18 protein-coding genes and 1 riboswitch are annotated in these 23,892 nt (G+C 73.1%); of the genes, 7 read left to right on the top strand and 11 right to left on the bottom strand.

What is annotated here, in order from left to right:
- Window positions 1-61: 61 nt before the first annotated feature.
- The 6 genes from sucD to AB0917_RS13505 all read right to left on the bottom strand — a co-directional run bounded on the left by sucD (window position 62) and on the right by AB0917_RS13505 (window position 7,910).
- Window positions 62-946, bottom strand: coding sequence for a succinate--CoA ligase subunit alpha (gene sucD, locus AB0917_RS13530; RefSeq protein ID WP_164612672.1), 885 nt, complete (start codon window positions 944-946; stop codon window positions 62-64).
- A gap of 20 nt (window positions 947-966) precedes the next feature.
- On the bottom strand, window positions 967-2,148 hold the full coding sequence (sucC, locus tag AB0917_RS13525; protein WP_366819665.1) for an ADP-forming succinate--CoA ligase subunit beta: 1,182 nt from the start codon (window positions 2,146-2,148) through the stop codon (window positions 967-969).
- A 228-nt stretch (window positions 2,149-2,376) separates the two neighbouring features.
- Window positions 2,377-3,606 carry a VWA domain-containing protein gene (locus AB0917_RS13520; protein WP_366819668.1) on the bottom strand — a complete coding sequence of 410 codons (1,230 nt, stop codon included), beginning with the start codon at window positions 3,604-3,606 and terminating at the stop codon, window positions 2,377-2,379.
- A 146-nt stretch (window positions 3,607-3,752) separates the two neighbouring features.
- On the bottom strand, window positions 3,753-6,062 hold the full coding sequence (locus tag AB0917_RS13515) for a DUF5682 family protein (RefSeq protein ID WP_366819667.1): 2,310 nt from the start codon (window positions 6,060-6,062) through the stop codon (window positions 3,753-3,755).
- 74 nt (window positions 6,063-6,136) lie between these two features.
- Window positions 6,137-7,261 (bottom strand): AAA family ATPase, encoded by a 1,125-nt coding sequence (locus AB0917_RS13510; protein ID WP_366819664.1) that lies wholly within the window; start codon window positions 7,259-7,261, stop codon window positions 6,137-6,139.
- A gap of 193 nt (window positions 7,262-7,454) precedes the next feature.
- Window positions 7,455-7,910 (bottom strand): MmpS family transport accessory protein, encoded by a 456-nt coding sequence (locus AB0917_RS13505; RefSeq protein WP_366819663.1) that lies wholly within the window; start codon window positions 7,908-7,910, stop codon window positions 7,455-7,457.
- A 153-nt stretch (window positions 7,911-8,063) separates the two neighbouring features.
- Between AB0917_RS13505 and AB0917_RS13500 the strand changes: the two genes are divergently transcribed.
- Both AB0917_RS13500 and AB0917_RS13495 read left to right on the top strand, forming a co-directional pair.
- Window positions 8,064-9,494, top strand: coding sequence for an SWIM zinc finger family protein (locus AB0917_RS13500; protein ID WP_366819662.1), 1,431 nt, complete (start codon window positions 8,064-8,066; stop codon window positions 9,492-9,494).
- 101 nt (window positions 9,495-9,595) lie between these two features.
- Window positions 9,596-11,272, top strand: coding sequence for a DUF5691 domain-containing protein (locus AB0917_RS13495; protein WP_366819661.1), 1,677 nt, complete (start codon window positions 9,596-9,598; stop codon window positions 11,270-11,272).
- 60 nt (window positions 11,273-11,332) lie between these two features.
- On the opposite strand, the gene AB0917_RS13490 is transcribed toward AB0917_RS13495, so the two are convergent.
- Window positions 11,333-11,746: a cobalamin B12-binding domain-containing protein gene (locus AB0917_RS13490; protein WP_366819660.1), complete on the bottom strand. Its 414-nt coding sequence runs from the start codon at window positions 11,744-11,746 to the stop codon at window positions 11,333-11,335.
- 283 nt (window positions 11,747-12,029) lie between these two features.
- Here AB0917_RS13490 and AB0917_RS13485 point away from each other — a divergent pair, with 283 nt between their 5' ends.
- Both AB0917_RS13485 and AB0917_RS13480 read left to right on the top strand, forming a co-directional pair.
- Window positions 12,030-12,959 carry an alpha/beta fold hydrolase gene (locus tag AB0917_RS13485; RefSeq protein WP_366819659.1) on the top strand — a complete coding sequence of 310 codons (930 nt, stop codon included), beginning with the start codon at window positions 12,030-12,032 and terminating at the stop codon, window positions 12,957-12,959.
- A gap of 204 nt (window positions 12,960-13,163) precedes the next feature.
- A complete protein-coding gene (locus AB0917_RS13480; RefSeq protein ID WP_366819658.1) occupies window positions 13,164-14,888 on the top strand; it encodes a peptidoglycan DD-metalloendopeptidase family protein in 1,725 nt (574 codons plus the stop codon).
- An 85-nt stretch (window positions 14,889-14,973) separates the two neighbouring features.
- Here the strand turns inward: AB0917_RS13480 and pcrA are convergent, their stop codons facing one another.
- Entirely contained in the window at window positions 14,974-17,415 is a 2,442-nt protein-coding gene (gene pcrA / locus AB0917_RS13475) for a DNA helicase PcrA (protein WP_366819657.1), read from the bottom strand.
- Window positions 17,416-17,673: 258 nt separating this feature from the next.
- Window positions 17,674-17,840, top strand: a riboswitch (cyclic di-AMP (ydaO/yuaA leader).
- Here pcrA and AB0917_RS13470 point away from each other — a divergent pair.
- Window positions 17,839-19,053, top strand: coding sequence for an NlpC/P60 family protein (locus AB0917_RS13470; RefSeq protein ID WP_366819656.1), 1,215 nt, complete (start codon window positions 17,839-17,841; stop codon window positions 19,051-19,053). (Overlaps the previous riboswitch by 2 nt.)
- Window positions 19,054-19,098: 45 nt before the next feature.
- Here the strand turns inward: AB0917_RS13470 and AB0917_RS13465 are convergent, their stop codons facing one another.
- The gene (locus tag AB0917_RS13465) at window positions 19,099-19,452 is read right to left on the bottom strand and encodes a hypothetical protein (protein ID WP_366819655.1); all 354 of its coding nucleotides are present in this window, start codon (window positions 19,450-19,452) and stop codon (window positions 19,099-19,101) included.
- A 265-nt stretch (window positions 19,453-19,717) separates the two neighbouring features.
- Here AB0917_RS13465 and AB0917_RS13460 point away from each other — a divergent pair, with 265 nt between their 5' ends.
- On the top strand, window positions 19,718-20,794 hold the full coding sequence (locus tag AB0917_RS13460; protein WP_366819654.1) for a C40 family peptidase: 1,077 nt from the start codon (window positions 19,718-19,720) through the stop codon (window positions 20,792-20,794).
- 38 nt (window positions 20,795-20,832) lie between these two features.
- Window positions 20,833-21,594 (top strand): GNAT family N-acetyltransferase, encoded by a 762-nt coding sequence (locus AB0917_RS13455; protein ID WP_366819653.1) that lies wholly within the window; start codon window positions 20,833-20,835, stop codon window positions 21,592-21,594.
- A gap of 120 nt (window positions 21,595-21,714) precedes the next feature.
- Here the strand turns inward: AB0917_RS13455 and AB0917_RS13450 are convergent, their stop codons facing one another.
- Window positions 21,715-22,410 (bottom strand): response regulator transcription factor, encoded by a 696-nt coding sequence (locus tag AB0917_RS13450; protein ID WP_084748772.1) that lies wholly within the window; start codon window positions 22,408-22,410, stop codon window positions 21,715-21,717.
- Window positions 22,407-23,693 (bottom strand): PspC domain-containing protein, encoded by a 1,287-nt coding sequence (locus AB0917_RS13445; RefSeq protein WP_366819652.1) that lies wholly within the window; start codon window positions 23,691-23,693, stop codon window positions 22,407-22,409. Before AB0917_RS13445 ends, AB0917_RS13450 begins: the two co-directional genes overlap by 4 nt.
- Between the last annotated feature and the right edge of the window lie 199 nt (window positions 23,694-23,892).

Below are 23,892 nucleotides of genomic sequence, written 5' to 3'. Positions count from 1 at the left end.
GCCCGCGCCCCTCAACAGGGGTGCGGGCCCGCGCCGTAGCCGCGTGTCTACGGTGCCTGACTCAGGCGCCGAGGATCTCGCGCGCCAGCTTGGCGGTCTCGGTCGGCGTCTTGCCGACCTTCACGCCGGCGGCCTCGAGGGCCTCCTTCTTCGCCTGGGCGGTGCCGGAGGAGCCGGAGACGATGGCGCCCGCGTGGCCCATGGTCTTGCCCTCGGGGGCGGTGAAGCCCGCGACGTAGCCGACGACCGGCTTCGTGACGTTCTTCGCGATGAAGTCGGCGGCACGCTCCTCGGCGTCGCCGCCGATCTCGCCGATCATCACGATGAGGTCGGTCTCCGGGTCCGCCTCGAACGCCGCGAGGGCGTCGATGTGCGTCGTACCGATGACCGGGTCGCCACCGATGCCGACGGCGGAGGAGAAGCCGATGTCACGCAGCTCGTACATCATCTGGTAGGTCAGCGTGCCGGACTTGGACACGAGACCGATGCGGCCGGGCTTGGTGATGTCGCCCGGGATGATACCGGCGTTGGACTGGCCGGGGGTGATGAGACCCGGGCAGTTGGGGCCGATGATCCGGGTCTTGTTGCCCTTCTCGTTCGCGTACGCCCAGAAGGCGGCGGAGTCGTGAACGGCGATGCCCTCGGTGATGACGACCGCGAGCGGGATCTCGGCGTCGATCGCCTCGACGACGGCGGCCTTGGAGAACGCCGGCGGCACGAAGAGGACGGAGACGTTCGCGCCCGTCTTCTCCATCGCTTCCTTGACGGAGCCGAAGACCGGGACCTCGGTGCCGTCGAAGTCGACGGACGTGCCCGCCTTGCGGGGGTTCACGCCACCGACGATGTTGGTGCCGTCGGCCAGCATGAGCTTGGTGTGCTTCATGCCCGTGGCGCCGGTCATCCCCTGGACGATGACCTTGCTGTCCTTGGTGAGGAAGATAGCCATGGTGTTGGAGTCCCTCGTCCTTACTTCGCAGCCGCGGCGAGCTCGGCGGCCTTGTCGGCCGCGCCGTCCATGGTGTCCACGCGCTGCACGAGCGGGTGGTTGGCGTCGGAGAGGATCTTGCGACCCAGCTCCGCGTTGTTGCCGTCGAGACGCACGACCAGCGGCTTCTCGACCTTCTCGCCCTTGGACTCGAGCAGCGCGAGCGCCTGCACGATGCCGTTGGCGACCTCGTCGCAGGCGGTGATGCCACCGAAGACGTTGACGAAGACGGACTTGACGTCCGAGTCGCCGAGGATGATCTCCAGGCCGTTCGCCATGACCTCGGCGGAGGCGCCGCCACCGATGTCGAGGAAGTTGGCCGGCTTCACGTCGCCGTGCTGCTCACCGGCGTACGCGACGACGTCCAGGGTCGACATGACCAGACCGGCACCGTTGCCGATGATGCCGACCTCGCCGTCGAGCTTGACGTAGTTGAGGTTCTTGGCCTTGGCGGCGGCCTCCAGCGGGTTGGCCGCGGCCTTGTCCTCCAGGGCCTCGTGGCCCGGCTGGCGGAAGTCGGCGTTCTCGTCGAGCGAGACCTTGCCGTCCAGCGCCAGGATGCGGCCGTCCTTGGTCTTCACCAGCGGGTTGACCTCGACGAGGAGCGCGTCCTCGGCGACGAAGGTGTCCCACAGCGTCACCAGGACCTCGGCGACCTTCTCGGCCACCTCGGCCGGGAACTTCGCCTGGGCCACGATCTCGCGGGCCTTGACGATGTCCACGCCGGAGTTGGAGTCGACCGGGACCTTCGCGAGGGCCTCGGGGGTCTTCTCCGCGACCTCCTCGATGTCCATGCCGCCCTGCACCGAGGCCATGGCCAGGAAGGTGCGGTTGGTGCGGTCCAGGAGGTACGAGACGTAGTACTCCGCCTCGATCTCCGGGGACAGCTCGGCGATCATCACCTTGTGGACCGTGTGGCCCTTGATGTCCATGCCAAGAATGTCGGTCGCCCTGGCGACCGCCTCGTCGGCGGAGGCGGCCAGCTTGACGCCACCGGCCTTGCCGCGGCCGCCGACCTTCACCTGCGCCTTGACGACCGACTTGCCGCCCAGCTTCTCGGTCGCCTCGCGGGCTGCCTCAGGCGTGTCGATGACTTCACCGGCCAGCACCGGTACACCGTGCTTGGCGAAGAGGTCCCTCGCCTGGTACTCGAACAGGTCCACGCGCGTCCGTCCCTTATAAGTGGTATCGCGGTTCGTTCTTCTGCGTGGGCGTGCCGCGAAGGGCAACGTGACTGCTCTGTCACTAGGGAGGCGCACACGGTGTCCGAGTACGCGGCATGTCCACCCGGCAGGTTATCCCCGCACTCCGCGTGCCCCTAAATCGCAGATCACACCTGAGCGGTGATAACGGTCACAGAGGGTGCCGGACGGGGGCTCCTCGTGGCGGGTCTAGGCCTCCGTCTCCTTGTCCGGTATGGGCAGGGGCCGCTTCTCGATCGCGGCGGCCATGATGTCCGGGAAGAGGTCCGGCGTACAGGCGAAGGCGGGCGCGCCCAGCGCGCCGAGCGCCGCCGCGTGCTCGTGGTCGTAGGCGGGGGCGCCCTCGTCGGAGAGGGCGAGCAGGGTCACGAACTGCACGCCCGACGCCTTCATCGCCGCGACCCGCTTCAGCATCTCGTCGCGGATGCCGCCCTCGTAGAGGTCGCTGATGAGGACGACGACGGTGTCCGCCGGACGGGTGATCTTCGACTGGCAGTAGGCGAGCGCCCGGTTGATGTCCGTGCCGCCGCCGAGCTGGGTGCCGAAGAGGACGTCGACCGGGTCGTCGAGCTGGTCGGTGAGGTCGACGACCGCCGTGTCGAAGACGACGAGGCGGGTGGCGAGGGTGCGCATGGAGGCGAGCACCGCGCCGAAGACCGAGGCGTAGACGACCGAGGCGGCCATCGAGCCCGACTGGTCGATGCAGAGGATGACGTCCTTCTTCACCGACTGCGAGGCGCGGCCGTAGCCGATGAGGCGCTCCGGGACGACCGTGCCCGTGTCCGGGCCGCCGTCCGTTCCGGGGAGGGTCAGGTAGTTCTTCAGGTTGGCGCGGATGGTGCGGTCCCAGTCGATGTCCCGGTGGCGCGGCCGGCTGATCCGCGCCGAGCGGTCCAGGGCCCCGGTGAGAGTGGCCCGGGTGCGGCTCTCCAGCCGCTTCTCCAGGTCGTCGACGACCTTGCGGACGACGGCCCGCGCGGTCTCCTTGGTCGTCTCGGGCATGGCCTTGTTGAGGGAGAGCAGGGTGCCGACGAGATGGACGTCCGCCTCGACGGCCTCCAGCATCTCCGGCTCCAGGAGCAGGGCGGAGAGGCCGAGCCGGTCGATGGCGTCGCGCTGCATGACCTGGACGACGGAGCTGGGGAAGTACGTACGGATGTCGCCGAGCCAGCGGGCCACGGAGGGGGCGGACGCGCCGAGCCCGGCCGAGCGCCCGCCGCTGCCCCGGCCGCCGGGCTTCCTGCCGCCGCCCCCGCCGTAGAGCGCGTTCAGCGCGCCGTCCATGGCGGCGTCCTGGCCGGTGAGGGTGCAGCCGGTGCTCTCCGCGCTGTCCGCGCCGAGCACCATGCGCCAGCGCCGCATCCGTTCGCCGTCGGCGGGGCGCGCCGAGGCCCGTGCCCTCTCCGTGCCCGTGTCCATGTCCGTGCCCGTGCCCGTGTCCATGTCCGTGCCCGTGCTCATGTCCGTGCCCGTGCCCGTGTCTGTGCCCACCGTCTCCCCCGTTCGGTCGTCGTGCTGTGTGGCGTGGTGTGGGGCCCGTTGTGAGGCGTGTGCCGCTCCCGTGGTCATGCGGTCGCCTCCGCCGGTACGGGGGTGCGGCCCAGGAGCAGGTGCAGCACCGGCTCCACCGCGTCGGCCCGTTCCTGGTCGAGGCCGGGGCCGAAGCCCGGGTACGCGAGGTCCGTGCCGTCGTTCCCGGCCCCCTCGGGGACGGGGCCGCGCCGGACCAGCTCGCCGAGGGTGCGTCGGACGCCCGGTTCGTAGGCGGAGAACGTACGGCGCAGGAGCGGCAGCACGTCGGTGAACGTCTCGGCGGGTACGCTGGTGAGCCAGGCGTCGAGCAGGGCGAGCAGCCGCTCGTCGTGGACCAGCAGCATGCCGCCGCCCGACGCCCCGCCGACGAACCCCTCGACCCAGGCCGCCGCGTCGGTGGGCGGGGTGCCGGGCGAGAGGGCCAGGCCCATGAGGCGGGCCGCCTCGTCCTCGGTCAGCCGCCCCTCGTCGAGCAGCAGCCGGGTGGCGCGGCCCCGGATGATCCCGGCGACCGTGTCCCGGCCGGCCAGCTTGCGCAGGACGGCGCCCCAGCGCTCCCGGAGCCCTTCGGCGGGCGTGGCGCCGGCGACGAGCAGCCCGATCGCGCCGTGCACCCCGTCCACCTGGCGGCGCAGCGCCTCGGCCCCGTCCGTGTCGAGGCCGGTGCAGGCCGGGGGCAGGCCGACGCAGATCCGCTCGGCGAGTCCGGCGGCGACCCCGGCCAGCGCGGCGGTGTCCGTGGAGCGCACGTCCCCGTAGCGCAGGGAGCGGGCGAGGGCCGGGAGGGCGTCGGCGAGGTGGCCCACGTCCGCGTCGAGTGCGGCGCGGTCCGCGAGGGCCTTCATCACGACGGGCAGGGCTTCGGGCAGCCCGGCCAGGAGGCAGTGCTCGGCGAGCGCGGTGACCTCGGAGAGTGCGGTCGCCGCGAGGGCCCGGGACTCGGCCTGCGCCGTGGCGGCGGTCTCGACGGTGGTGCCCCACACCCCGGCCTCGGCGACCCGGACGTGCAGCTCGGGCTCCCAGCGCAGCCGCCAGCTCTCCCGGAAGGTGCCGGTGCCGCCCCGGCCCTCGGCCGGCTCGCCCCAGCCGATGCCGAGGAGGCGCAGCCGGTGCAGGAGGCGGCTGCGGGCGGCGTCGGTCTCCTTGCGCAGGTCGAGGTCGAGCGCCTTCTCCAGCGCCTCCGGTTTGAGCCGCAGGGAGCGCTGGCTGCGGGTCAGGTCGCGTTGGAGCGGGACGGCGGGGGCGCTGTCGGGCACCTCGCCGAGGGTCTCGCCGACGACCAGGCGGTCCTGGATGAGGGCGAGCGGTACGTCGGAGCCCTCGCACATCACGGCGCGCACCGCGTCGGTGGTCTCGCCCAGGCCCGCCAGCGGGCGGCCCCGCATCGCCGCGAGCGTCTCGGCGAGCCGGACGGCCTCGATGACGTGGGCGGTGGAGACGAAGCGGTCCTCCTCGCGCAGCAGTCCGGCGACCTTCGTCATCCACCGCTCGATCGGCCGGTCGGCGGCGCCGAAGAGGTGCCCGTACCAGCCGGGTGAGTCGATCCCGGCACCGTAACCGCTGTGCCGGGCGAGCCGGCGGTGGGTCCAGGGCACCCAGGTCATCTCGGCCTTGACCTTCGGGAGCCCCTTGAGGAGGGCGCGGTCGGCGGAGAGGGTGGTCCGCGCGGCGAGCGCGGGGACGTGCCAGGCGCCGCAGACGACGGCGACGTGGTCCCCGAACTCCTTGCGCGCGGTGCGCAGCTGGATCCGCATGTACGCCTCGCGTACGGCGTCCCGGGGGTGCCCGCCGTCCCCGTACGCCTCGCGCAGCGCCGTCATGGCCTCCGCGAGCGCGGTGAACGGCGCGAGGGCGTCGGCGGTGGGTGAACCGTCCGGTGAGCGGTGCTCGACGACGTCCTCCCACCAGCGCTCGGGGTCGTCGTATCCGGCGGTCTCGGCGAGCGCCCGGATCGGGTCGACGACGGGCGTGACCTCCTCGGCCTCCGGCGCGGGTGCGGTCTCCTCGGCGGGAGGTCTGCCGCGGGGCTCCTTCAGGGCCAGGGAGTGGGTGGCGGGGAGGTCGATGAAGCGGACCGGGACGTCGTGGGCGAGGGCCCAGCGGATCGCCACCCACTCCGGCGAGAACTCGGCCAGCGGCCAGAAGGCGGCCCGTCCCGGGTCGTCCACGGCATGGGCGAGCAGGGCGACGGGCGGCCGCATCCGCGGGTCGGCGGCGAGCGGCAGCAGCGCGTCGCCCTCGGGCGGGCCCTCGACCAGCAGGGCGGCCGGCCGGGCGGCTTCGAGCGCGGCGAGGACCGCACGGGCCGAACCGGGCCCGTGGTGCCGCACCCCCAGCAGCATCGGCCCGGCGACGGGCACGGCGGGCCCCGGCGCAGCCGTCCCGGTCGCCGCGCGTCCGTTCTCCTCGCGGCCGGTCATACGGAGACCTCGCGGCAGGCGCGGTAGAAGTCCTTCCAGCCGTCCCGCTCGCGGACCACGGTCTCCAGGTACTCCTGCCAGACCACGCGGTCCGCGGCCGGGTCGCGGACGACCGCGCCGAGGATGCCCGCCGCGACATCGGCCGGGCGCAGGACGCCGTCGCCGAAGTGGGCGGCGAGCGCGAGGCCGTTGGTGACGACGGAGATCGCCTCGGCCGTGGAGAGCGTGCCCGAGGGCGACTTGAGCTTGGTGCGCCCGTCGGTGGTGACACCGTCGCGCAGCTCGCGGAAGACGGTGACCACGCGCCGGATCTCCAGGAGCCCTTCCGGTGCGGCGGGCAGGTCCAGCGAGCGGCCTATCTGGTCGACGCGGCGGGAGACGATGTCGACCTCGGCGTCGGGCGTCGCCGGCAGCGGCAGGACGACGGTGTTGAACCGGCGGCGCAGCGCGCTGGAGAGCTCGTTGACGCCCCGGTCGCGGTCGTTGGCCGTGGCGATGACGTTGAAGCCCCGGACGGCCTGGACCTCCTGTCCCAGCTCGGGAACGGGGAGGGTCTTCTCCGACAGGATCGTGATGAGCGAGTCCTGCACATCGGCGGGGATGCGGGTCAGCTCCTCGACCCGGGCGGTCATGCCCTGGGACATGGCCCGCATGAGCGGACTGGGCACCAGCGCGTCGCGGCTGGGGCCGTGGGCGAGCAGCTGGGCGTAGTTCCACCCGTAGCGGACGGCTTCCTCCGGGGTGCCGGCGGTGCCCTGCACGAGCAGGGTCGAGTCGCCGCTGACGGCGGCGGCGAGGTGTTCGGACACCCACGTCTTGGCGGTCCCGGGGACTCCGAGCAGGAGCAGCGCGCGGTCGGTGGCCAGGGTGGTCACGGCCACTTCGATCAACCGGCGCGGGCCCACGTACTTCGGTGTGATCACCGTTCCGTCGGGCAGCGTCCCGCCCTGGAGATAGGTGGCGACGGCCCAGGGCGAGAGGCGCCAACGGGCGGGCCTGGGGCGGTCGTCGGCGGCGGCGAGCGCCTTCAGCTCGTCGGCGAACGCGTCCTCGGCGTGCGGGCGCAGGGCCTCGGCACCGGACGCCTCACCGACGGTCGTGGTGGTTTCGGGCACGGTCATGGATCCCCCTCCAGATCGTCGACTGATCGGTCGACCTGATGTGGTTCCCACCGTGCACCATGGCACTGACAACGGGCCCCCGGACGGGCGCCGCCGGGGCTCTGACCTGCGGTCAGGACCCCGGCGGCACCTGCGCGGCGACCGGCGAAGGCCGCCGCGATCAGCTCGCGGTCAGCCCGTGGTCAGCTCGCCGTCAGCCCACGATCGGCGAGACGGCGACGCAGCCGCCGGCCGTGAGCATGCCCTCGCCCTTCGCCTCCTTGATGACCTTGCCCTGGTACGTGATGGTGCAGGTGACGTCGGTGCCGTCGGCCTCCACCGCCAGCGGCATGACGGCGGGCGGCATGATGCCGCGCAGCGTCACCGTCTTCTTCCACGGCAGGGCGGGCGAGGTGACGGTCTCCAGCTCCGGGTCCATGGCGTCGCCGCCCCCGGCGTGGAAGGCGATCTCGTCGACGCTCTCGCCGGTCACCTCGTACGTGACCTCGTACGTCTCGTCCACGGCCTTGTCGACCGCCTTGCCGACCGCCTCGTCCACCGACTCGGCCGAACAGGCGCCGAGGCCGAACACGAGGCCGGTGACCGCGAGGGCACAGGCGGCCGTGCGGACGCGGCGGTCGACGCGGGTGGTGCGGGTGGTGCGCTTCATCTGGGATCCCCCCTGGATCGGTCCGCGACCGGATCCGTTCCGGGTGCGGAGATCGCAGAGAAACGCAAAGGGAAGGCAAAGTCAAATCGGTTGCCGGGCAGCGAACGCGCAGGTCACGGCGGACTGTCAGTGGCGCCCCCTACCGTCGTCGCCATGCTGCTATCTCACGGGGGAGAACCCTTGCCCGCCACGGAAACGGTGGCGCGCTGGACGGTGGAGCAGGTGCTGTCCCTGGCTCCTGACGACGCATCACGCAAGGCGGGGAACAAGCTGGCCTCGGCCGGACACTGGTCGGGGACGGGCTTCGACGGATCGGGGGCGGTGTGGGGGCTGTGCAAGGGAAGCGGGAGCAAGCCGTACCAGACGGTGGTCGACACCACGGGCCCCGCGTACAAGTGCAGTTGCCCGAGCCGTAAGTTCCCCTGCAAGCACGCGCTGGGGCTGCTGCTGCTCCGGGCCTCCGGTGACGGCCCGGTCCAGCACGGCGAGCCGGCCGACTGGGCCGAGCAGTGGCTCACCACCCGCCGCGGACGGGCGGAGGCCAAGCAGGCCAGGCAGGAGGCCGTCGCGAACGGGGAGCCGGGGCCGGGCCCCGCCGACGGTGCCGCCGCCCGGAAGCGGGCGGAGCGCCGGGCGGAGCGCGTCACGGGAGGGGCGCTGGAGCTGGAGCAGCGCCTGACCGATCTGCTGCGGGGCGGGCTCGCCACCGCCGACCGGGCGGGCTACACCCTGTGGGAGGAGACCGCCGCCCGCATGGTCGACGCCCAGGCCCCCGGACTGGCGGGCCGGGTGCGGGAGTTGGGGGCCATACCCGGCTCCGGGCCGGGCTGGCCGGTGCGGCTGCTGGAGGAGTGCGGGCTGCTCCATCTGCTGGACGCGGCCTGGCTGGGCCGGGAGCGGCTGCCGGAGCCGCTGGCCGCCACGGTGCGTACGCGGGTGGGGCTGCCCACGTCCGCCGAAGGCCCGCCGGTCCGTGACCGGTGGCTGGTCCTCGCGCAGTACGACACCCCGGACGGCCGGCTCACCACCCGGCGGATCTGGCTGTACGGAAGGGAGTCGGGCCGCACGGCCCTGCTGCTCTCCTTCGGCGCGATGGGCCGCGCCCCGGAGCTCGCGCTGCCGGTGGGCGTCACGATCGACGCCGAGGTCACGCCGTACCCGGGCGGCGGGCTCCGGGCCGACCTGGGCCGGCAGTTCGCCCTGCCCGCCACGCCCGCCCCGGTGCCGGGCACACCGCCGCCGGGGGGTTCCACCGCGGCCGCCCTCGCCGCGTACGGGGAGGCGCTGCGGGGCGACCCGTGGCTGGACGCCTGGCCGGTCACCCTGCGGGACGTCATACCCGTGCCGTCCGAGGGCGGCTGGCAACTGGCCGACGCGGAGGGCCGATCCGCGCTGCCTCTCTCCCCGGCGGCGCTGTCCCGCCCTGGGCTGTGGAAGCTCGTCGCACTCTCCGGCGGCGGCCCGGTCACGGTCTTCGGCGAGCTGGGCCACCGCGGCTTCGACCCGTTCGCGGCCTGGGACACGGGGGCGGGGCTCGGGGGCGGGTCCGGGGGTGTCACGGACGGGACCGTACGGCTCATCTGACCCGCCGTTCCACCACCCCGCCACCGACCGCCCCGAGCGCCCTGAGCGCTCCGAACGCTCTGAGCGCTCCGAACGCCCTCAACGTCCCTGAAGGGAACCCGATGCCTCGCACCACCACCGGCCCGACCGCGCCCACGCCTGCCACCACCGCATCCACCGCGACCGCATCCACCACCCCGCCCCACCCCCTCGCGTCCCTTCCCTGGGAGGAGCTGGTCACCTCGGCCCTGCTGGGCACCGACCGCCGCCCGCCGGCGGTGCCCGGGGGCCCGGTGCCCGCCGACGGACCGGCCGCCCTGCTGGACGCCGCCGCCCTGCACACCGTGCGGCGGCGGGCCGGGCTGCGGCCCGCCGTGCCGGGGGCCGGGCCCGCCCCCGCGCCGCACGACCCGCGCCCGCAGCTCCCCGAGGCGGCCCGGCACCGGCTCGCCCAGCTGCTCGCCGACCGGGCCGCGCCGACCGCCTCCGGGCGGCGCGGGTCGGCGCCCGACCTCACCGAGCTCATCCCGCAGTGGCTGGCCACCGCCAACCGGCAGGGGTTCCGGGCCCCGGCCGCCCTCGTGCCGCCGCTGCTGGACGCCGCGCGGGCGCGCACCGACCTGCGCCCGCAGGCGCTCGCCTTCGCCGGGCCGCTCGGGCTGTGGCTGGCCGCGCTGAACCCCGAGTGGAAGTTCGCCCTGCGCGGCTCCGCGTGCGGCTCCCGCCTCCCCGACACCGGCGATCCGGAGGCGGTGCGCCGGGTGTGGGAGGAGGGGCTGTTCGCGGAGCGGGTCGCGCTGCTCGACGCCGTACGGGCGCAGGATCCCGCCGCCGCGCTCGCCCTGCTCACCACCACCTGGTCCACCGAACGGGCCGAGGACCGGCTGATGTTCCTGGACTGCCTGCGGACCGGACTGGGCGCCGGTGACGAGGAGTTCCTGGAGCGGGCGCTCGCCGACCGCAGCCGCAACGTGCGCGCCACGGCGGCCGAGCTGCTCTCCGCCCTGCCCTCGTCGGCCTTCGCCGGGCGGATGGCGGCCCGCGCGACGTCGTGCGTCAATCCCGACCGTACGGGGGCCGGGGCGTCCATCGCCGTGGAGGCGCCGCACGAGTGCGACGCCGGGATGCAGCGCGACGGGGTGGCGGCCGTTCCGCCGACCGGCCGGGGCGAGCGGTCCTGGTGGCTCGGGCAGTTGGTGGAGGCCACACCGCTCGGGGTCTGGCAGGAGCGGTTCGGCGGGCGCCCGGCGGCGGAGATCGTGGCGCTGCCGGTCGCCGACGACTGGGCGGGCGAGCTGCACGCCGCCTGGTGCCGGGCCGCGGTGCGCCAGCGCAACCCGGAGTGGGCGCGGGCCCTGCTCGGTGTGGCGTCGGCGCCCCCGGCCGGCTCCCCCGGGCCCGCGTCGATCGCCGAGCGGTCCAAGCTCCTGGCGGTGCTGTCCCAGGCCGAACGCGCCGACTGGGTGGCCGCGTTCATAGCCGCGCACGGGCTGTCCGAGGCGTTCCAGCTGCTCGGTGTCTGCACGGTGCCGTGGACGGGCCCGCTCGGGCGCGCCGTGGTCGACGCGCTCGACATCGCGCGGGACGGCGGGAGTTATCCGTGGAGCTTCAGCGGGGTGATGGGTCTGGCCGAGCGCTGCCTGGACCCGGCCGAGGCCGACCGCCTGGAGGTCCTCACGGCCACCCCGGACGAGCAGGAAGGAGCGTCGCCGGGGGCGGGCGGCTACTGGTCGGAGGCGTTCCAGCGCCTGGTCTCCACGCTGCGCCTGCGCGCCACGATGGAGGCGGAGCTGACCTGACCCCCCGCCCCCGGCGGCGCGCCCGGCCGCCCGCCCCCGGACGCGTACCCGGCTCGCGGGTCAGGTCTGCGCGGGCTGGCGGACGTTCGCGTTCACCCAGGTGACGATCTCGGTCGTCGTCGCGCCCGGGGTGAAGAGCTCCGCCACACCCAGCTCCTTCAGCGGGGCGATGTCGTCCTCCGGGATGATCCCGCCGCCGAACACCTTGATGTCCTCCGCCTCCCGTTCCTTCAGCAGCTCGATCACCTTGGCGAACAACGTGTTGTGCGCCCCGGAGAGGATCGAGAGGCCGATCGCGTCGGCGTCCTCCTGGATCGCCGTGCCGACGATCTGCTCGGGGGTCTGGTGGAGCCCCGTATAGATGACTTCCATACCGGCGTCCCGCAGCGCCCGCGCGATCACCTTGGCCCCGCGGTCATGGCCGTCGAGTCCCGGCTTGGCCACCACCACACGGATCGGACCGGTCACACCCATCACTGCCTCCACATGGTCTCCCGCGCCTGAAGGGCCGGGGATGTGAACGAACGTTATCCACAGCATCCCGCAAGCCGCCGTTTCGCGGCAGGCGGGGAGGGGGAAATCACACGTGGGACATGTTCGCCAGGCACCGTCCCCCGTGGGACGCGGCCATCCGGCCGCCGCGGGACCGGCGCGGGGCGAGCCGCTACGAGGTCGCCGTACCACCGCGCCGCCAGCCGCACGGCACGGTGGTACGGCCCGTCGCCGCCTCCCCGGTGCGCCAGTGCAGGAGGTCGGCGTGAAGGTTCTCCCTCTCCTCTCCCTGCTGCCCCGCCTCCCCGGCCTGCCGGGCCCCCGGCTCTCCACCGAACTGCTCGGCGCCACCGTCCTGGAGCTGGTCGTCCTCACCGGCCACCTGGTCGCCTACCCCTTCGGCCTCACCCAGGAGCGCCACGCCCCGGACCCGCCGCCCGAAGCACCACCGGGCACGACCGGCACGACCGGCACGACCGGCACGCCACCGGAAGCGCCGTCCGAAACGCCACCAGGGACGCGCCCCCGCCCTCTGCCCGGCGCCCAGGCCGCCGAACGGCCCGTCGTCCTGCTGCACGGGTTCGCCGACAACCGCTCCGTCTTCGTCCTGCTGCGCCGCGCACTGGCCCGGCACGGCCGCCGCCACCTGACGTCCCTCAACCACTCGCCGCTCACCCGCGACCTGCGCACCAGCGCCGAGCTGCTCGGCCGGCACGTGGAGGAGGTCTGCGCCCGCACCGGGCAGCACGAGGTCGACATCGTCGGGCACAGCCTCGGCGGCCTGATCGCCCGCTATTACGTCCAACGGCTGGGCGGCGACCACCGGGTGCGCACCCTCGTCACGCTCGGCACCCCGCACGGCGGCACCGCCGTCGCCCCCGGCGCCGGCATTCACCCCATCGTGCGGCAGATGCGCGGCGGCTCCCAGCTGATCGAGGAGCTGCGCCGCCCCGCTCCCGGCTGCCGGACCCGGTTCGTCAGCTTCTGGAGCGAGCTGGACCAGGTGATGGTGCCGGTCGAGACGGCCTGCGTCGACCATCCGGACCTCGACGCCGTGAACGTACGCGTCACCGGAATCGGGCATCTCGCCCTGCCGGTGCACCCGGCGGTCGCCGCCGCCGTCCGTGAGGCCCTGGAGTCACAGGAGGCCCGGGAGGGGACAGCACCCTCAACCGGAACGACCTCCGCCGCCTGAATTAGAACAGCTCTCGAACATAGGGCCAAGCCTCTGTCTGCCGTCCACCGAAAGGCGGCCGATTGCCCGTTTCCTGAGGGCGCAAAACCCGTCGAAGATTGTCGTCCTCACATACTGCCGGGTACAGTCGCGGCCACTGCTTCCCCCTGGGACTCCCTGACCGGAACCCAGAACAGTCCTGCTGCCGAGGCGAGAGAGAAGTTGGTGAACGACCAGCACCCCCACGCCGGGCCCGTCGGGTACGACACCCGATCGACCGGCGGCTTCGACACCGACCCGCTCTTCGGTTCACTCCCCGATGGTCCCGACACCGCGGATTACGCGGCTTCCGGTTACACCGCCCCCTACGGCGACCACAGCGGCCAGTACGACTCCTCCGCCTGGGACACGGGCGCCCAGCAGACCGTCACGTACGACGCGTACGCCGCCCCGGCCCAGACCGCCGCCGCCCACCAGCAGTGGGACACCGGCGCGACGCCGGCCTGGCAGCAGCAGCCCGGCGACCAGGACGCCACCGGCTCGTGGGCGACGACCGCCGACACGGGCGCGTTCCCCACCGCCGGGTTCACCACGGCCGCGTACGGCACAGCCCCCTACGGGACGGGCGCCTACGAGACGGACGGGTACGACACCGGGGCGTACGCCACCGGCACCTACGGCACGGGCACCGCGTACATGGCCGACTCCTCGTACGGGTCGGACATCTACGGGGGCGGCGCGCACGAGACCGGCGCGCACGACGCGGGTACGTACGACACCGGGGCGTACGGGACGATCGGCGCCGACGCGACCGGCACGTACGACACCACCGCCTACACCACCGGGGTCTACGACACCGGCGCGTACGACACGGGGACGTACGACACCGGCGCCTACGACGCGACCGCCTGGAACTCCGGCGCCACGCCCGGGGACTCCGCGTACGAACCCGAACAGACTTCGCATCAGCTGTACGAACAGCAGGCACCCGACGAGACCGGGCCCGGGACCGCCGAGCAGTCCGGTGCGGACCGGATGGACCGCACGGACCGGACGGCTCACGAGCCGGAGGCCGCGGGCGACACCACCGCCGAGTTCGCCGCCCTCGAACCGGAGGACGCCGCCCCCGCGCAGGACGACGGGGACGCCCCCGAAGCCGCCCCGCTCCCCGCGGACCGCACCGTGCTCCACACCCCCTCCCCGCGCAACCGGGCCCGCCGCCGCAGCCCCGCCAAGCGCTCCGCCCTCCTGACCGTCGCGGTCCCCTCCGCCTGCGTGATGAGCGTCGCGGGCATCGCGGCCGCCTCCGTCAGCGGGATCGGCGAGGAGGAGAAGCAGGAGAAGACCACCTCGCTGGCCGTCGCCGACCCGAGCACGGTCAAGCCGGTCGCCGCGAACAACAAGCTCGACAGCCAGCTGGAGCAGCTCTCCGTCGGGAGCGACGACTTCCGCGAGCGCGCGAGCCGCACCCAGGAGCGCATCGACCTCAAGGAGCGGCAGGCAGCGGAGAAGAAGAAGCGCGAGGAGGAGGCCGCCCGCCGCGAGGCGCTGCGCCCCAAGTTCGTCCTGCCGGTCAACCAGCACGGCCTCAGCGCCTACTACGGCCAGGCGGGGATCAACTGGATGTCCGTGCACACGGGCATCGACTTCCCCGTGTCCTACGGCGCCCCGGTGATGGCCGCGACCGACGGCACCGTACAGACCCGGTGGAACGGCGCCTACGGCAACATGGCGATCGTGACCATGGCCGACGGCACGGAGACCTGGTACTGCCACCTCAGCAGCACCAGGATCCGCTCGGGGCCGGTGAAGGCCGGTGACGTCATCGGATACGCGGGGAACTCGGGCAACTCCACCGGTCCGCACCTGCACTTCGAGGTCCGGCCCGGCGGCGGCGCCTCGGTCGACCCGCTGGCGTGGCTGCGCAGCCACGGCGTCGAGCCGACCTGAGCGAGCGGACCTCCGCCGCACGGACGGACGAGAAGGGGGCGGGACGGCTTCGCGGCCGTCCCGCCCCCTTCTCGCGCTCGTCCGCCTACAGCTTCTCGACCGGTGCGTACCGCAGGAGCAGCTTCTTCGGGCGCTCGTCGCCGAAGTCCACCGTCGCCTTGGCCTGGTCGCCGAACCCCTCGACGGCCGTCACCGTGCCGAGCCCGAACTGGTCGTGCGTGACCCGGTCCCCGGCCACCAGCGTGACCGTCGGCTTCTCCGTACCGCGCCGGGTCGCGAAGCCCGAGGGGCCGGAGCGGGCGCGCGAGGAGGAGAGCGAGGACGCGATGCCCGAGGTGGGCCCGGCCGGGGCGGCCATCGGGCCCTTGCGCTTCCACTCCAGGTGCGCCTCCGGGATCTCCTCCAGGAACCGCGAGGGCGGGTTGTACGAGGGCTGGCCCCAGGCGCTGCGCATGGCGGCCCGGGTCAGATAGAGCCGCTCGCGGGCGCGGGTGATGCCGACGTACGCCAGGCGCCGCTCCTCCTCCAGCTCCTTGGTCTGGCCGAGGGCCCGCATGTGCGGGAAGACGCCGTCCTCCAGGCCGGTGAGGAAGACGACCGGGAACTCCAGCCCCTTCGCCGTGTGCAGGGTCATCAGCGTGATGACGCCGGAGCCGTCCTCGTCCTCGTCGGGGATCTGGTCCGAGTCGGCGACCAGCGCGACCTTCTCCAGGAACTCCGCGAGCGTGCCCGCGCCCTCCTCCTCGGCCCGCTCCTGCTCGAACTCGAGGGCGACGGCCGCCAGTTCCTGGAGGTTCTCCACGCGGGTCTCGTCCTGCGGGTCGGTGGAGGCCTGGAGCTCGGCGAGATAGCCGGTGCGCTCCAGGACGGCTTCCAGCACGACGGCGGGTCCGGCGCCTGACTCGACGATCGTCCGGAGCTCCTCCATCAGCGTGTTGAAACGCTTGACGGCGTTGGAGGAGCGGGCCGCCATGCCGTACGCCTCATCGACGCGGCGCAGGGCCTGCGGGAAGGAGATCTTCTCGCGCATCGACAGGGCGTCGATCATGGCCTCGGCGCGGTCGCCGATGCCGCGCTTGGGCACGTTGAGGATGCGGCGCAGCGGGACGGTGTCCTCGGGGTTGGCCAGGACGCGGAGGTAGGCCAGGACGTCCCGGACCTCCTTGCGCTCGTAGAAGCGCACGCCGCCGACGACCTTGTAGGGCAGGCCGACGCGGATGAAGATCTCTTCGAAGACACGGGACTGGGCGTTGGTCCGGTAGAAGACGGCGACGTCACCGGCCTTCGCGTCACCCGCGTCGGTGAGCCGGTCGATCTCGTCGGCGACGAACTGCGCCTCGTCGTGCTCGGTGTCCGCGACGTATCCGGTGATGCGGGCGCCGCTGCCGGCGTTGGTCCACAGGTTCTTGGGGCGGCGGCTCTCGTTGCGCTCGATGACCGCGTTGGCGGCGGAGAGGATCGTCTGCGTGGAGCGGTAGTTCTGCTCCAGCAGGATCGTCGTCGCGCTCGGGTAGTCCTCCTCGAACTGGAGGATGTTGCGGATGGTCGCGCCCCGGAAGGCGTAGATCGACTGGTCCGCGTCACCGACGACACACAGCTCGGCGGGGGCGTCGGTGGCCTCCGAGGCCGGGCCGACCAGCTCCCGTACCAGCGTGTACTGGGCGTGGTTGGTGTCCTGGTACTCGTCGACCAGGACGTGGCGGAAGCGGCGGCGGTAGTGCTCGGCGACGTCCGGGAAGGCCTGGAGGAGGTGGACCGTCGTCATGATGATGTCGTCGAAGTCCAGGGCGTTGGCCTCGCGCAGGCGGGCCTGGTAGAGCGCGTACGCCTGGGCCAGCGTCTTCTCGAAACCATCCGCAGCCTGCCCGGCGAAGGTCTCCTCGTCGATGAGCTCGTTCTTGAGGTTGGAGACCTTGGCGGTGAAGGACTTCGGCGGGTAGCGCTTGGGGTCCAGGTCGAGATCGCGGCAGACCAGGGCCATCAGCCGCTTGGAGTCGGCGGCGTCGTAGATCGAGAACGACGAGGTGAAGCCGAGCTTCTTCGACTCGCGGCGCAGGATGCGGACGCACGCGCTGTGGAAGGTCATGACCCACATGGCGTTGGCGCGCGGGCCCACCAGCTGCTCGACGCGCTCCTTCATCTCACCGGCGGCCTTGTTGGTGAAGGTGATCGCGAGGATCTGCCCCGGGTGCACCCCGCGCTCGGCCAGCAGGTGGGCGATGCGGTGGGTGAGCACCCGGGTCTTGCCGGAGCCGGCCCCGGCGACGATGAGCAGCGGGGAGCCCGCGTGCACGACGGCGGCGCGCTGCTCGGTGTTGAGCCCGTCGAGCAGCGCCGCGGCGTCGAGGACCGGGCGCGGGTGGCCGTCCCGGTAATACCCGTCCCGGGGCGGCGGGGGCGCGTCGAAGACGCCCTCGAAGAGTCCCTCCGGCACCGCTTCGGGTGCGTGGTCCTCGGGGGGCGGCGGCGGGCCGTCCTCCGCGGGCTGGAGGCCGGTCAGGAAACTGTCGTCAAAGAGGCTGCTCATCGCCATCCGAGTCTAGGCTGCCGCACCGACAACCTTCCGCCGAAGGCCGCGGACGGCCGGGCACACCGGTACGCACGGAGAGCGGACGTCGACGTTCCGTGAAGGAACGCCCGGTCGGAGGGGGTGCGGGGCCCCGGATCCGAGAAGGTCACGAAAATGTATCGGGCATATCGCTCACCCTCCTTCCCAGCGGTGCCGCGGGTTGGCTAGCGTGCTCGGTCAGGTGATCCGTATCTCCCTGAGGCGAACCGCGTCTCACGGTCACCTCTGCCGAATCCGTGCTGCCCACCCAGCGGTCCGGAACCGGGGACCCACACGCAGAACCGGGGTGAATCGGTCCGTACCCTCGTATCCGGACCGTAGGACAGCCTTCCGTTCCGTCCGAACCCGACAGCTAACCCGGTAGGCGGTCCACGGAAGGAGATGCCGGTCTTGGCATCGCATCGCAAGCCGCGCACGAAGGTGCGCACCACCCCCGCCGTCGGGTTCACGACGGCCGCGCTGGCCTCGGTGACGCTGCTCTCCACGCAGAGCGCGACAGCGGCCCCCGCGGAGCCGAAGCCGGCCATCGAGGACGTGCAGAAGAAGGTCGACGAGCTCTACCGGCAGGCGGGCAGCGCGACCCAGCAGTACAACCGCGCCAAGGCCGCCTCCACGGCCCAGCGCACCAAGGTCGACACGCTGCTCTCCGACGTGGCGAAGCGGACCGAGAGGATCAACGAGGCGCGCCGGGAGCTGGGGGCCTTCGCGGCCGCGCAGTACCGCACCGGCGGCATCACCCCCACCGCGACCTTCTTCCTGGCGGACGACCCGCAGGGGTACTTCGACCAGAGCCGGCTGATGAGCCGGGCGACGGAGCGGCAGCAGAAGGCCGTCGACGACTTCCGTACGCAGCAGGCCGCGGCGTCGAAGAAGCGCGCGGAGGCCGTGAAGAGCCTGGAGGCGCTCACCAGGACCCAGGCCACGCTCCGCTCCAGCAAGCAGGACGTGCAGACCAAGCTCACCGAGGCCCGGTCCCTGCTGTCGAGGCTGACCGCCGAGGAGAAGGCGCGGCTGGCGGAGCTGGAGCGCAAGAAGGAGGCCGAGGCCAAGGAGAAGGCGGAGAAGCTGGCCCGCCGCCAGGCCGCCGAGAAGAAGGAGCGCGAGGAGGCCGAGCAGGCCGAACAGAAGGCGCGGGAGGAGGCCGCGAAGGAGTCCGGCTCCGGTTCCGGCAGCGGTACGGGTACGGGGACGAGCCCGGGGGCCGGTACGGGCACGGGCACGGGGACCGGTGCCGACAGCGGCTACGCCACCAAGGCCGAGAAGGTGCTGGCCTTCGCCCGCGCCCAGATCGGCAAGCCGTACGTGTGGGGGGCCTCGGGCCCGGCCTCGTACGACTGCTCGGGGCTGACCCAGGCGGCCTGGCGGGAGGCGGGCGTGACCCTGCCCCGGACCACCTGGGACCAGGTGAAGGTCGGCACCCGGGTCGCCACGTCCGACCTCCAGCCCGGGGACCTCGTCTTCTTCTACGACGACATCAGCCACGTCGGCATCTACAAGGGCGACGGGATGATGATCCACGCCCCGAAGCCGGGGACGAACGTCCGCGAGGAGTCGATCTACTACATGCCGATCTACGGCAGTGTGCGCCCGGCGTAGGACGGACGGCGCACAGCCCCGCGGGGGCTGTGCGCCCGGGGCCGCTCAGCTCCAGAGCGTGGCGATGAAGATGTTGGCGACCGTCAGCCCGCCGACCGCCGCGAACGCGCCCTTCTCCACCTTCTCCTCGTCCCGCTTGACGTAGACCAGGGCGAGGATGACGACGAGGAGCAGCAGCTTCACGCCGATCTTGACGTTGTTCACGGCCTGGTCGTCGGCCTGGTTGAGCCCGACCAGGGCGACGCCGGTGACCAGCATGGTCAGCGCGCCGTGCAGCATGGCCGGGACGAAGCGTGCGGTGCCCGCGCCGATGGCCTTCATCTGCGTCAGGAAGCCGCCCAGCAGGGAGGCGATGCCGATGATGTGCAGGGCGACGAAGACGCCGATGAGTGCGTTCATGGTTCCGGAGCCTAGCCATGGCCGGAGCAGCACCATTCAGTGAGGTAAGCCTTTCCTGGGCCCTTCGCCGGAACGGTGCGCTCTGCGCCCGAACCTGCCGGAATGATCAATTCCGGCTCCACGTCTCCGGTCATCCGGCAACGCCGAACCGTCACATCCGGGCAATAGCTGTCATGGCGACCCTTTTCCCCGTGGCCGGATTAGCGTCCCTGGCGGACCTGTCGGCATCCCCCGGCGGGCAGCCGACAGGAAGGATGCCGCCCTCGTGGCAGCGCACCGGAAATCCGCTCACCGGAAACCCAAGCAGCGCCCGTTCACCGGCCCTGCTGCCCGCACCGCCGCCACCCTGGCGCTCGCCGGGGCCGCCACCGCCACCTCGGCCACCGGGGCCGGCGCCGCACCCGCCGAGCCCGCCCCCACCGCCGCCCAGGTGCGGGCGAAGGTGGACCGGCTCTACCACGACGCCGAGGTCGCCACCGAGAAGTACAACGGGGCGAAGGAGAAGGAGGCGGCCGCCGCGAAGGCGGTCGACACCCTGACCGACGAGGCCGCCCGCCGCACCGAGCGACTCAACACCGCCCGCCACGCGCTCGGTTCGCTGGCCACCGCGCAGTACCGCACCGGCGCCCTCGACCCCGCCGTACAGCTGGCGCTCTCCTCGGACCCCGACAGCTACCTGGAACGCGCCGCCCACCTCGACCGGGCGGGCGACCGGCAGACGAGCCTGCTCAGCTCCGTCCGGCGCCAGCTCTCCGGCATCGCCCGGGTCAAGGCGCGCGCCGACCGGGAGACCGAGGCGCTCGCCGCCCGCCGGGCCGAGCTGCGCGAACACCGCACCGCGATCCACACCAAGCTGGCCGACGCCCGCGCGCTCCTGGCCACCCTCACCGCCGACGAGCGCGCCGCGTACGAACGCTCGGCCGACGCCCGCCACGGCGGCGGCCCCGCCCACGCCGACCGCTCGGCCCCCCGCACCCCGGCCGCCGCCCCCAACTCCCGCGCGGCTCGGGCGGTCTCCTTCGCGCACGGGGCGATCGGCAAGCCGTACGTCTGGGGCGCGACCGGCCCGAACGCCTTCGACTGCTCCGGGCTGACCCAGGCGGCGTGGCAGGCGGCGGGCGTCAGCCTGCCCCGCACCACCTACACCCAGATCAACGCCGGACAGCGGGTCTCCCGCTCCGAACTGGCCCCCGGCGACCTGGTGTTCTTCTACTCCGGGATCAGCCACGTCGGCCTCTACATCGGCGGCGGCCAGATGATCCACGCCCCGCGCCCCGGAGCGCCGGTGCGCATCGCTCCCGTCGATCAGATGCCTTTCGCCGGAGCGACCCGGGTGGCATAGTCCCCGGCGGCGACCACCTCCCGCCGAAGGAGCCCCCCATGTCGATGGCGAACGCCGTCCAGGACTACGCCCGCACGCTCACGCTGCGCTCCCCCGCCCACTACCGGGTGGGCCCGTTCACCGTCCGGTACAACCCGGGATGGGAGCTGAAGTACGCCAACTACGCCATCCCCGACCGGGGAGCGGAGCCCACGGCGGACGACGTGGCGGCCCTGGTCGAGGCGTTCCGTAAGCGGGAGCGGCTGCCGCGCCTGGAGTTCCTGCCCGCCTGGGCCCCGGCCGTCGAACCGGCCCTGCTGGCCGCCGGTTTCACCGTGGAGAACCGGGCCCCGCTGCTGGCCTGCGGCCCCGAGGACCTGCGTACGCCGAAGCCGGTGGACGGTCTTCGCGTCACGGTGCCGAACACCGAAGCGGAGTTCACCGACGCCGCCCGCGTCCAGCACCACGGCTTCGGCGGCGAGGGCGAACCCGAGCCGGCAACGACCGAGTGGCTGCGCGCCTCGGCCACCGGTGACGGGGTCGCCGCACTGGCGGTCCTCGACGGCGCCCCGGCCGGGGCGGGTGGCTGCTCGCTCGCGGTCGACGGCCTCAGCGAACTGGCCGGCCTCGCCGTCGCCGCCCCCTTCCGCCGCCGGGGCGTCGGCGCCGCGCTCTCCGCCTGGCTGACGGAACGGGCCTTCGCCCAGGGCTGCCGGACGGTCTGGCTGGAGCCGGGCGACGCCGACGTGGAGCGGATCTACGCGAGCATCGGCTACCGCCGGATCGGCGAGAAGGTCAACATCTCCCTGGAGCCGGGTTGAGAGCCGGAGGACGCGGAGCCGGGCCGAGGGCCGGGCCGAGGGCGGAGGACGCGGAGCCGGACCGGGCGCCGGACGTCGTGGAGCCGGGGCGCGGCTGAGGAAGCGGCGGCCCGCCCAGGCTCACACCAGCCGTCGCGCCGTCGCCCACCGGGTCAGCTCGTGCCGGTTGGAGAGCTGGAGCTTGCGCAGCACCGCCGACACGTGCGACTCGACCGTCTTCACCGAGATGAACAGCTGCTTCGCGATCTCCTTGTACGCGTAACCCCGCGCGATCAGCCGCAGCACCTCGCGCTCGCGCTGGGTGAGGCGGTCCATGTCCTCGTCGACCGGCGGGGCGTCCGTGGAGGCGAAGGCGTCCAGGACGAAGCCGGCCAGGCGCGGGGAGAAGACCGCGTCGCCCTCCTGGACGCGGAAGACGGAGTCGACCAGGTCGGTGCCGGTGATCGTCTTGGTGACGTAGCCCCGGGCGCCGCCCCGGATCACGCCGATGACGTCCTCGGCGGCGTCCGAGACGGAGAGCGCGAGGAAGCGGACCGGGTCGTCGGCCGCGCCCATCAGCGGGGCGCAGCGGCGCAGCACCTCGACGCCGCCGCCGCCGGGGAGGTGGACGTCGAGGAGGACGACCTCGGGGCGGGTCGCCGTGATGACGGTGACCGCCTGGTCGACGTCGGCGGCCTCGCCGACCACCTCGACGCCGGTCTCCTCGGTGCGGCCGATCTCGGCCTGCACCCCGGTACGGAACATCCGGTGGTCGTCGACGAGCACGACCCGTACCCGTCGCTCCGGGCCCCCGGTGGCTTCGGTGTTCTCGGTCATTCGCTCGCCCTTTCCATCTCCAGCTCGACCTCGGTGCCCCCACCGGGCACCGAACGCAGCCGGGCGCTGCCGCCGTTGCGCTGCATCCGGCCGATGATTGATTCTCGTACGCCCATCCGGTCGGCGGGAACCTCGTCCAGGTCGAACCCCGGACCCCGGTCCTTGACGGAGACGAAGACCGAAGCGCCCTCGACCTCCGCGAAGACCTGCACGGCACCGCCCTCGCCACCGTACTTGGCGGCGTTCACCATCGCCTCGCGCGCGGCCTGCATCTGTGCGCCCAGCTTGTCGTCGAGGGGGCAGTCGCCGACCACGACGACCTCCAGGGGGACGCCGTGCTTGTCCTCCACCTCGGCGGCGGCCCGCTTCACGGCCTCGGCCAGGGTCTCCGGTTCGTCGTCCTCGTCCTTGCCGGTGCCCTCGGGGTTGTAGAGCCAGTTGCGCAGCTCGCGCTCCTGGGCGCGGGCCAGGCGTCTGACCTCGCCGCCGTCGTCCGCGTTGCGCTGGATCAGGGTGAGGGTGTGCAGGACGGAGTCGTGGACATGGGCGGCGACCTCGGCGCGCTCCTGGGCCCGGATACGCATCAGCCGCTCCTCGGAGAGGTCCTGGACCATCCGGACCAGGTAGGGGCCGGCGAGCAGGGCGATGCCGGTGAGGACGGCGATGGCGGCGGTCAGAACGTTGCCCAGCTGGGCGGCCGAGCCCCGCACCACCATGAAGACGGCGAGCCCGAGGCCCACGAGCGCGACCCCGGCGAGCGCGCGGGCCAGTTGGAGCAGCCGGCGGCGGCGGCCGACCTCCATCCAGCGGGCGCGCCGTGCGTTGTCCGCCTGGCGCCAGACGAGGACGGAGCCCGCGCCGATGAGGAGCGTCGGCCAGATGTAGCGGTCGGCCTCGCTGCCCATGTCGACGTTGGCGACGAAGACGAGGGCCCCGACGAGCAGGGCGACCAGCGCGAAGACCTGGCCCGGGTCCGGCTTGCGGAGCCTGCGCCGGCCGTCGGCGGCGGTCTCGAACACCGAGCGCGGGGCGTCCACGCCGCCGACGCCGAGGGGGACGACGATCCAGAACACCGCGTACAGCAGGGCGCCCAGGCCGTCGCTGAGGAAGAGCCCGAGGAAGACGAACCGGACCCAGGCGACCGGCAGCCCGAGGTGTCCGGCGAGCCCGCGCGCGACGCCGCCCAGCATCCGCCCGTCGGCGCTGCGGTACAGCTTGCGCAGCGGCGGCTCCTCCGGGTCGGCGGCGAGAGAGCTGGCGGCTCGGGCGGTGGCGGCTGGCATACCCCGATCGTCACACGCGGCGAGGGCGCGAGGCATCAGGGTAGTCCCCCTGATCGACCCTGATGCTTTCCCCACCCCCGCGCCTGCGGCCACCCGCCCCCCACCTCCGGCCCCGAGAGCCTCCGGGCCCGGAGCCTCCAGGCCCGGGAGCCTCCGGGCCCAGGGAGCCGCCGACCCCCGGGGAGCCTCCGCCCCGGGG

The organism is Streptomyces sp. NPDC007346, from assembly GCF_040703535.1.
Classification (GTDB): Bacteria; Actinomycetota; Actinomycetes; order Streptomycetales; family Streptomycetaceae; genus Streptomyces.
This window is presented reverse-complemented; position numbering and strand designations above follow the sequence as displayed.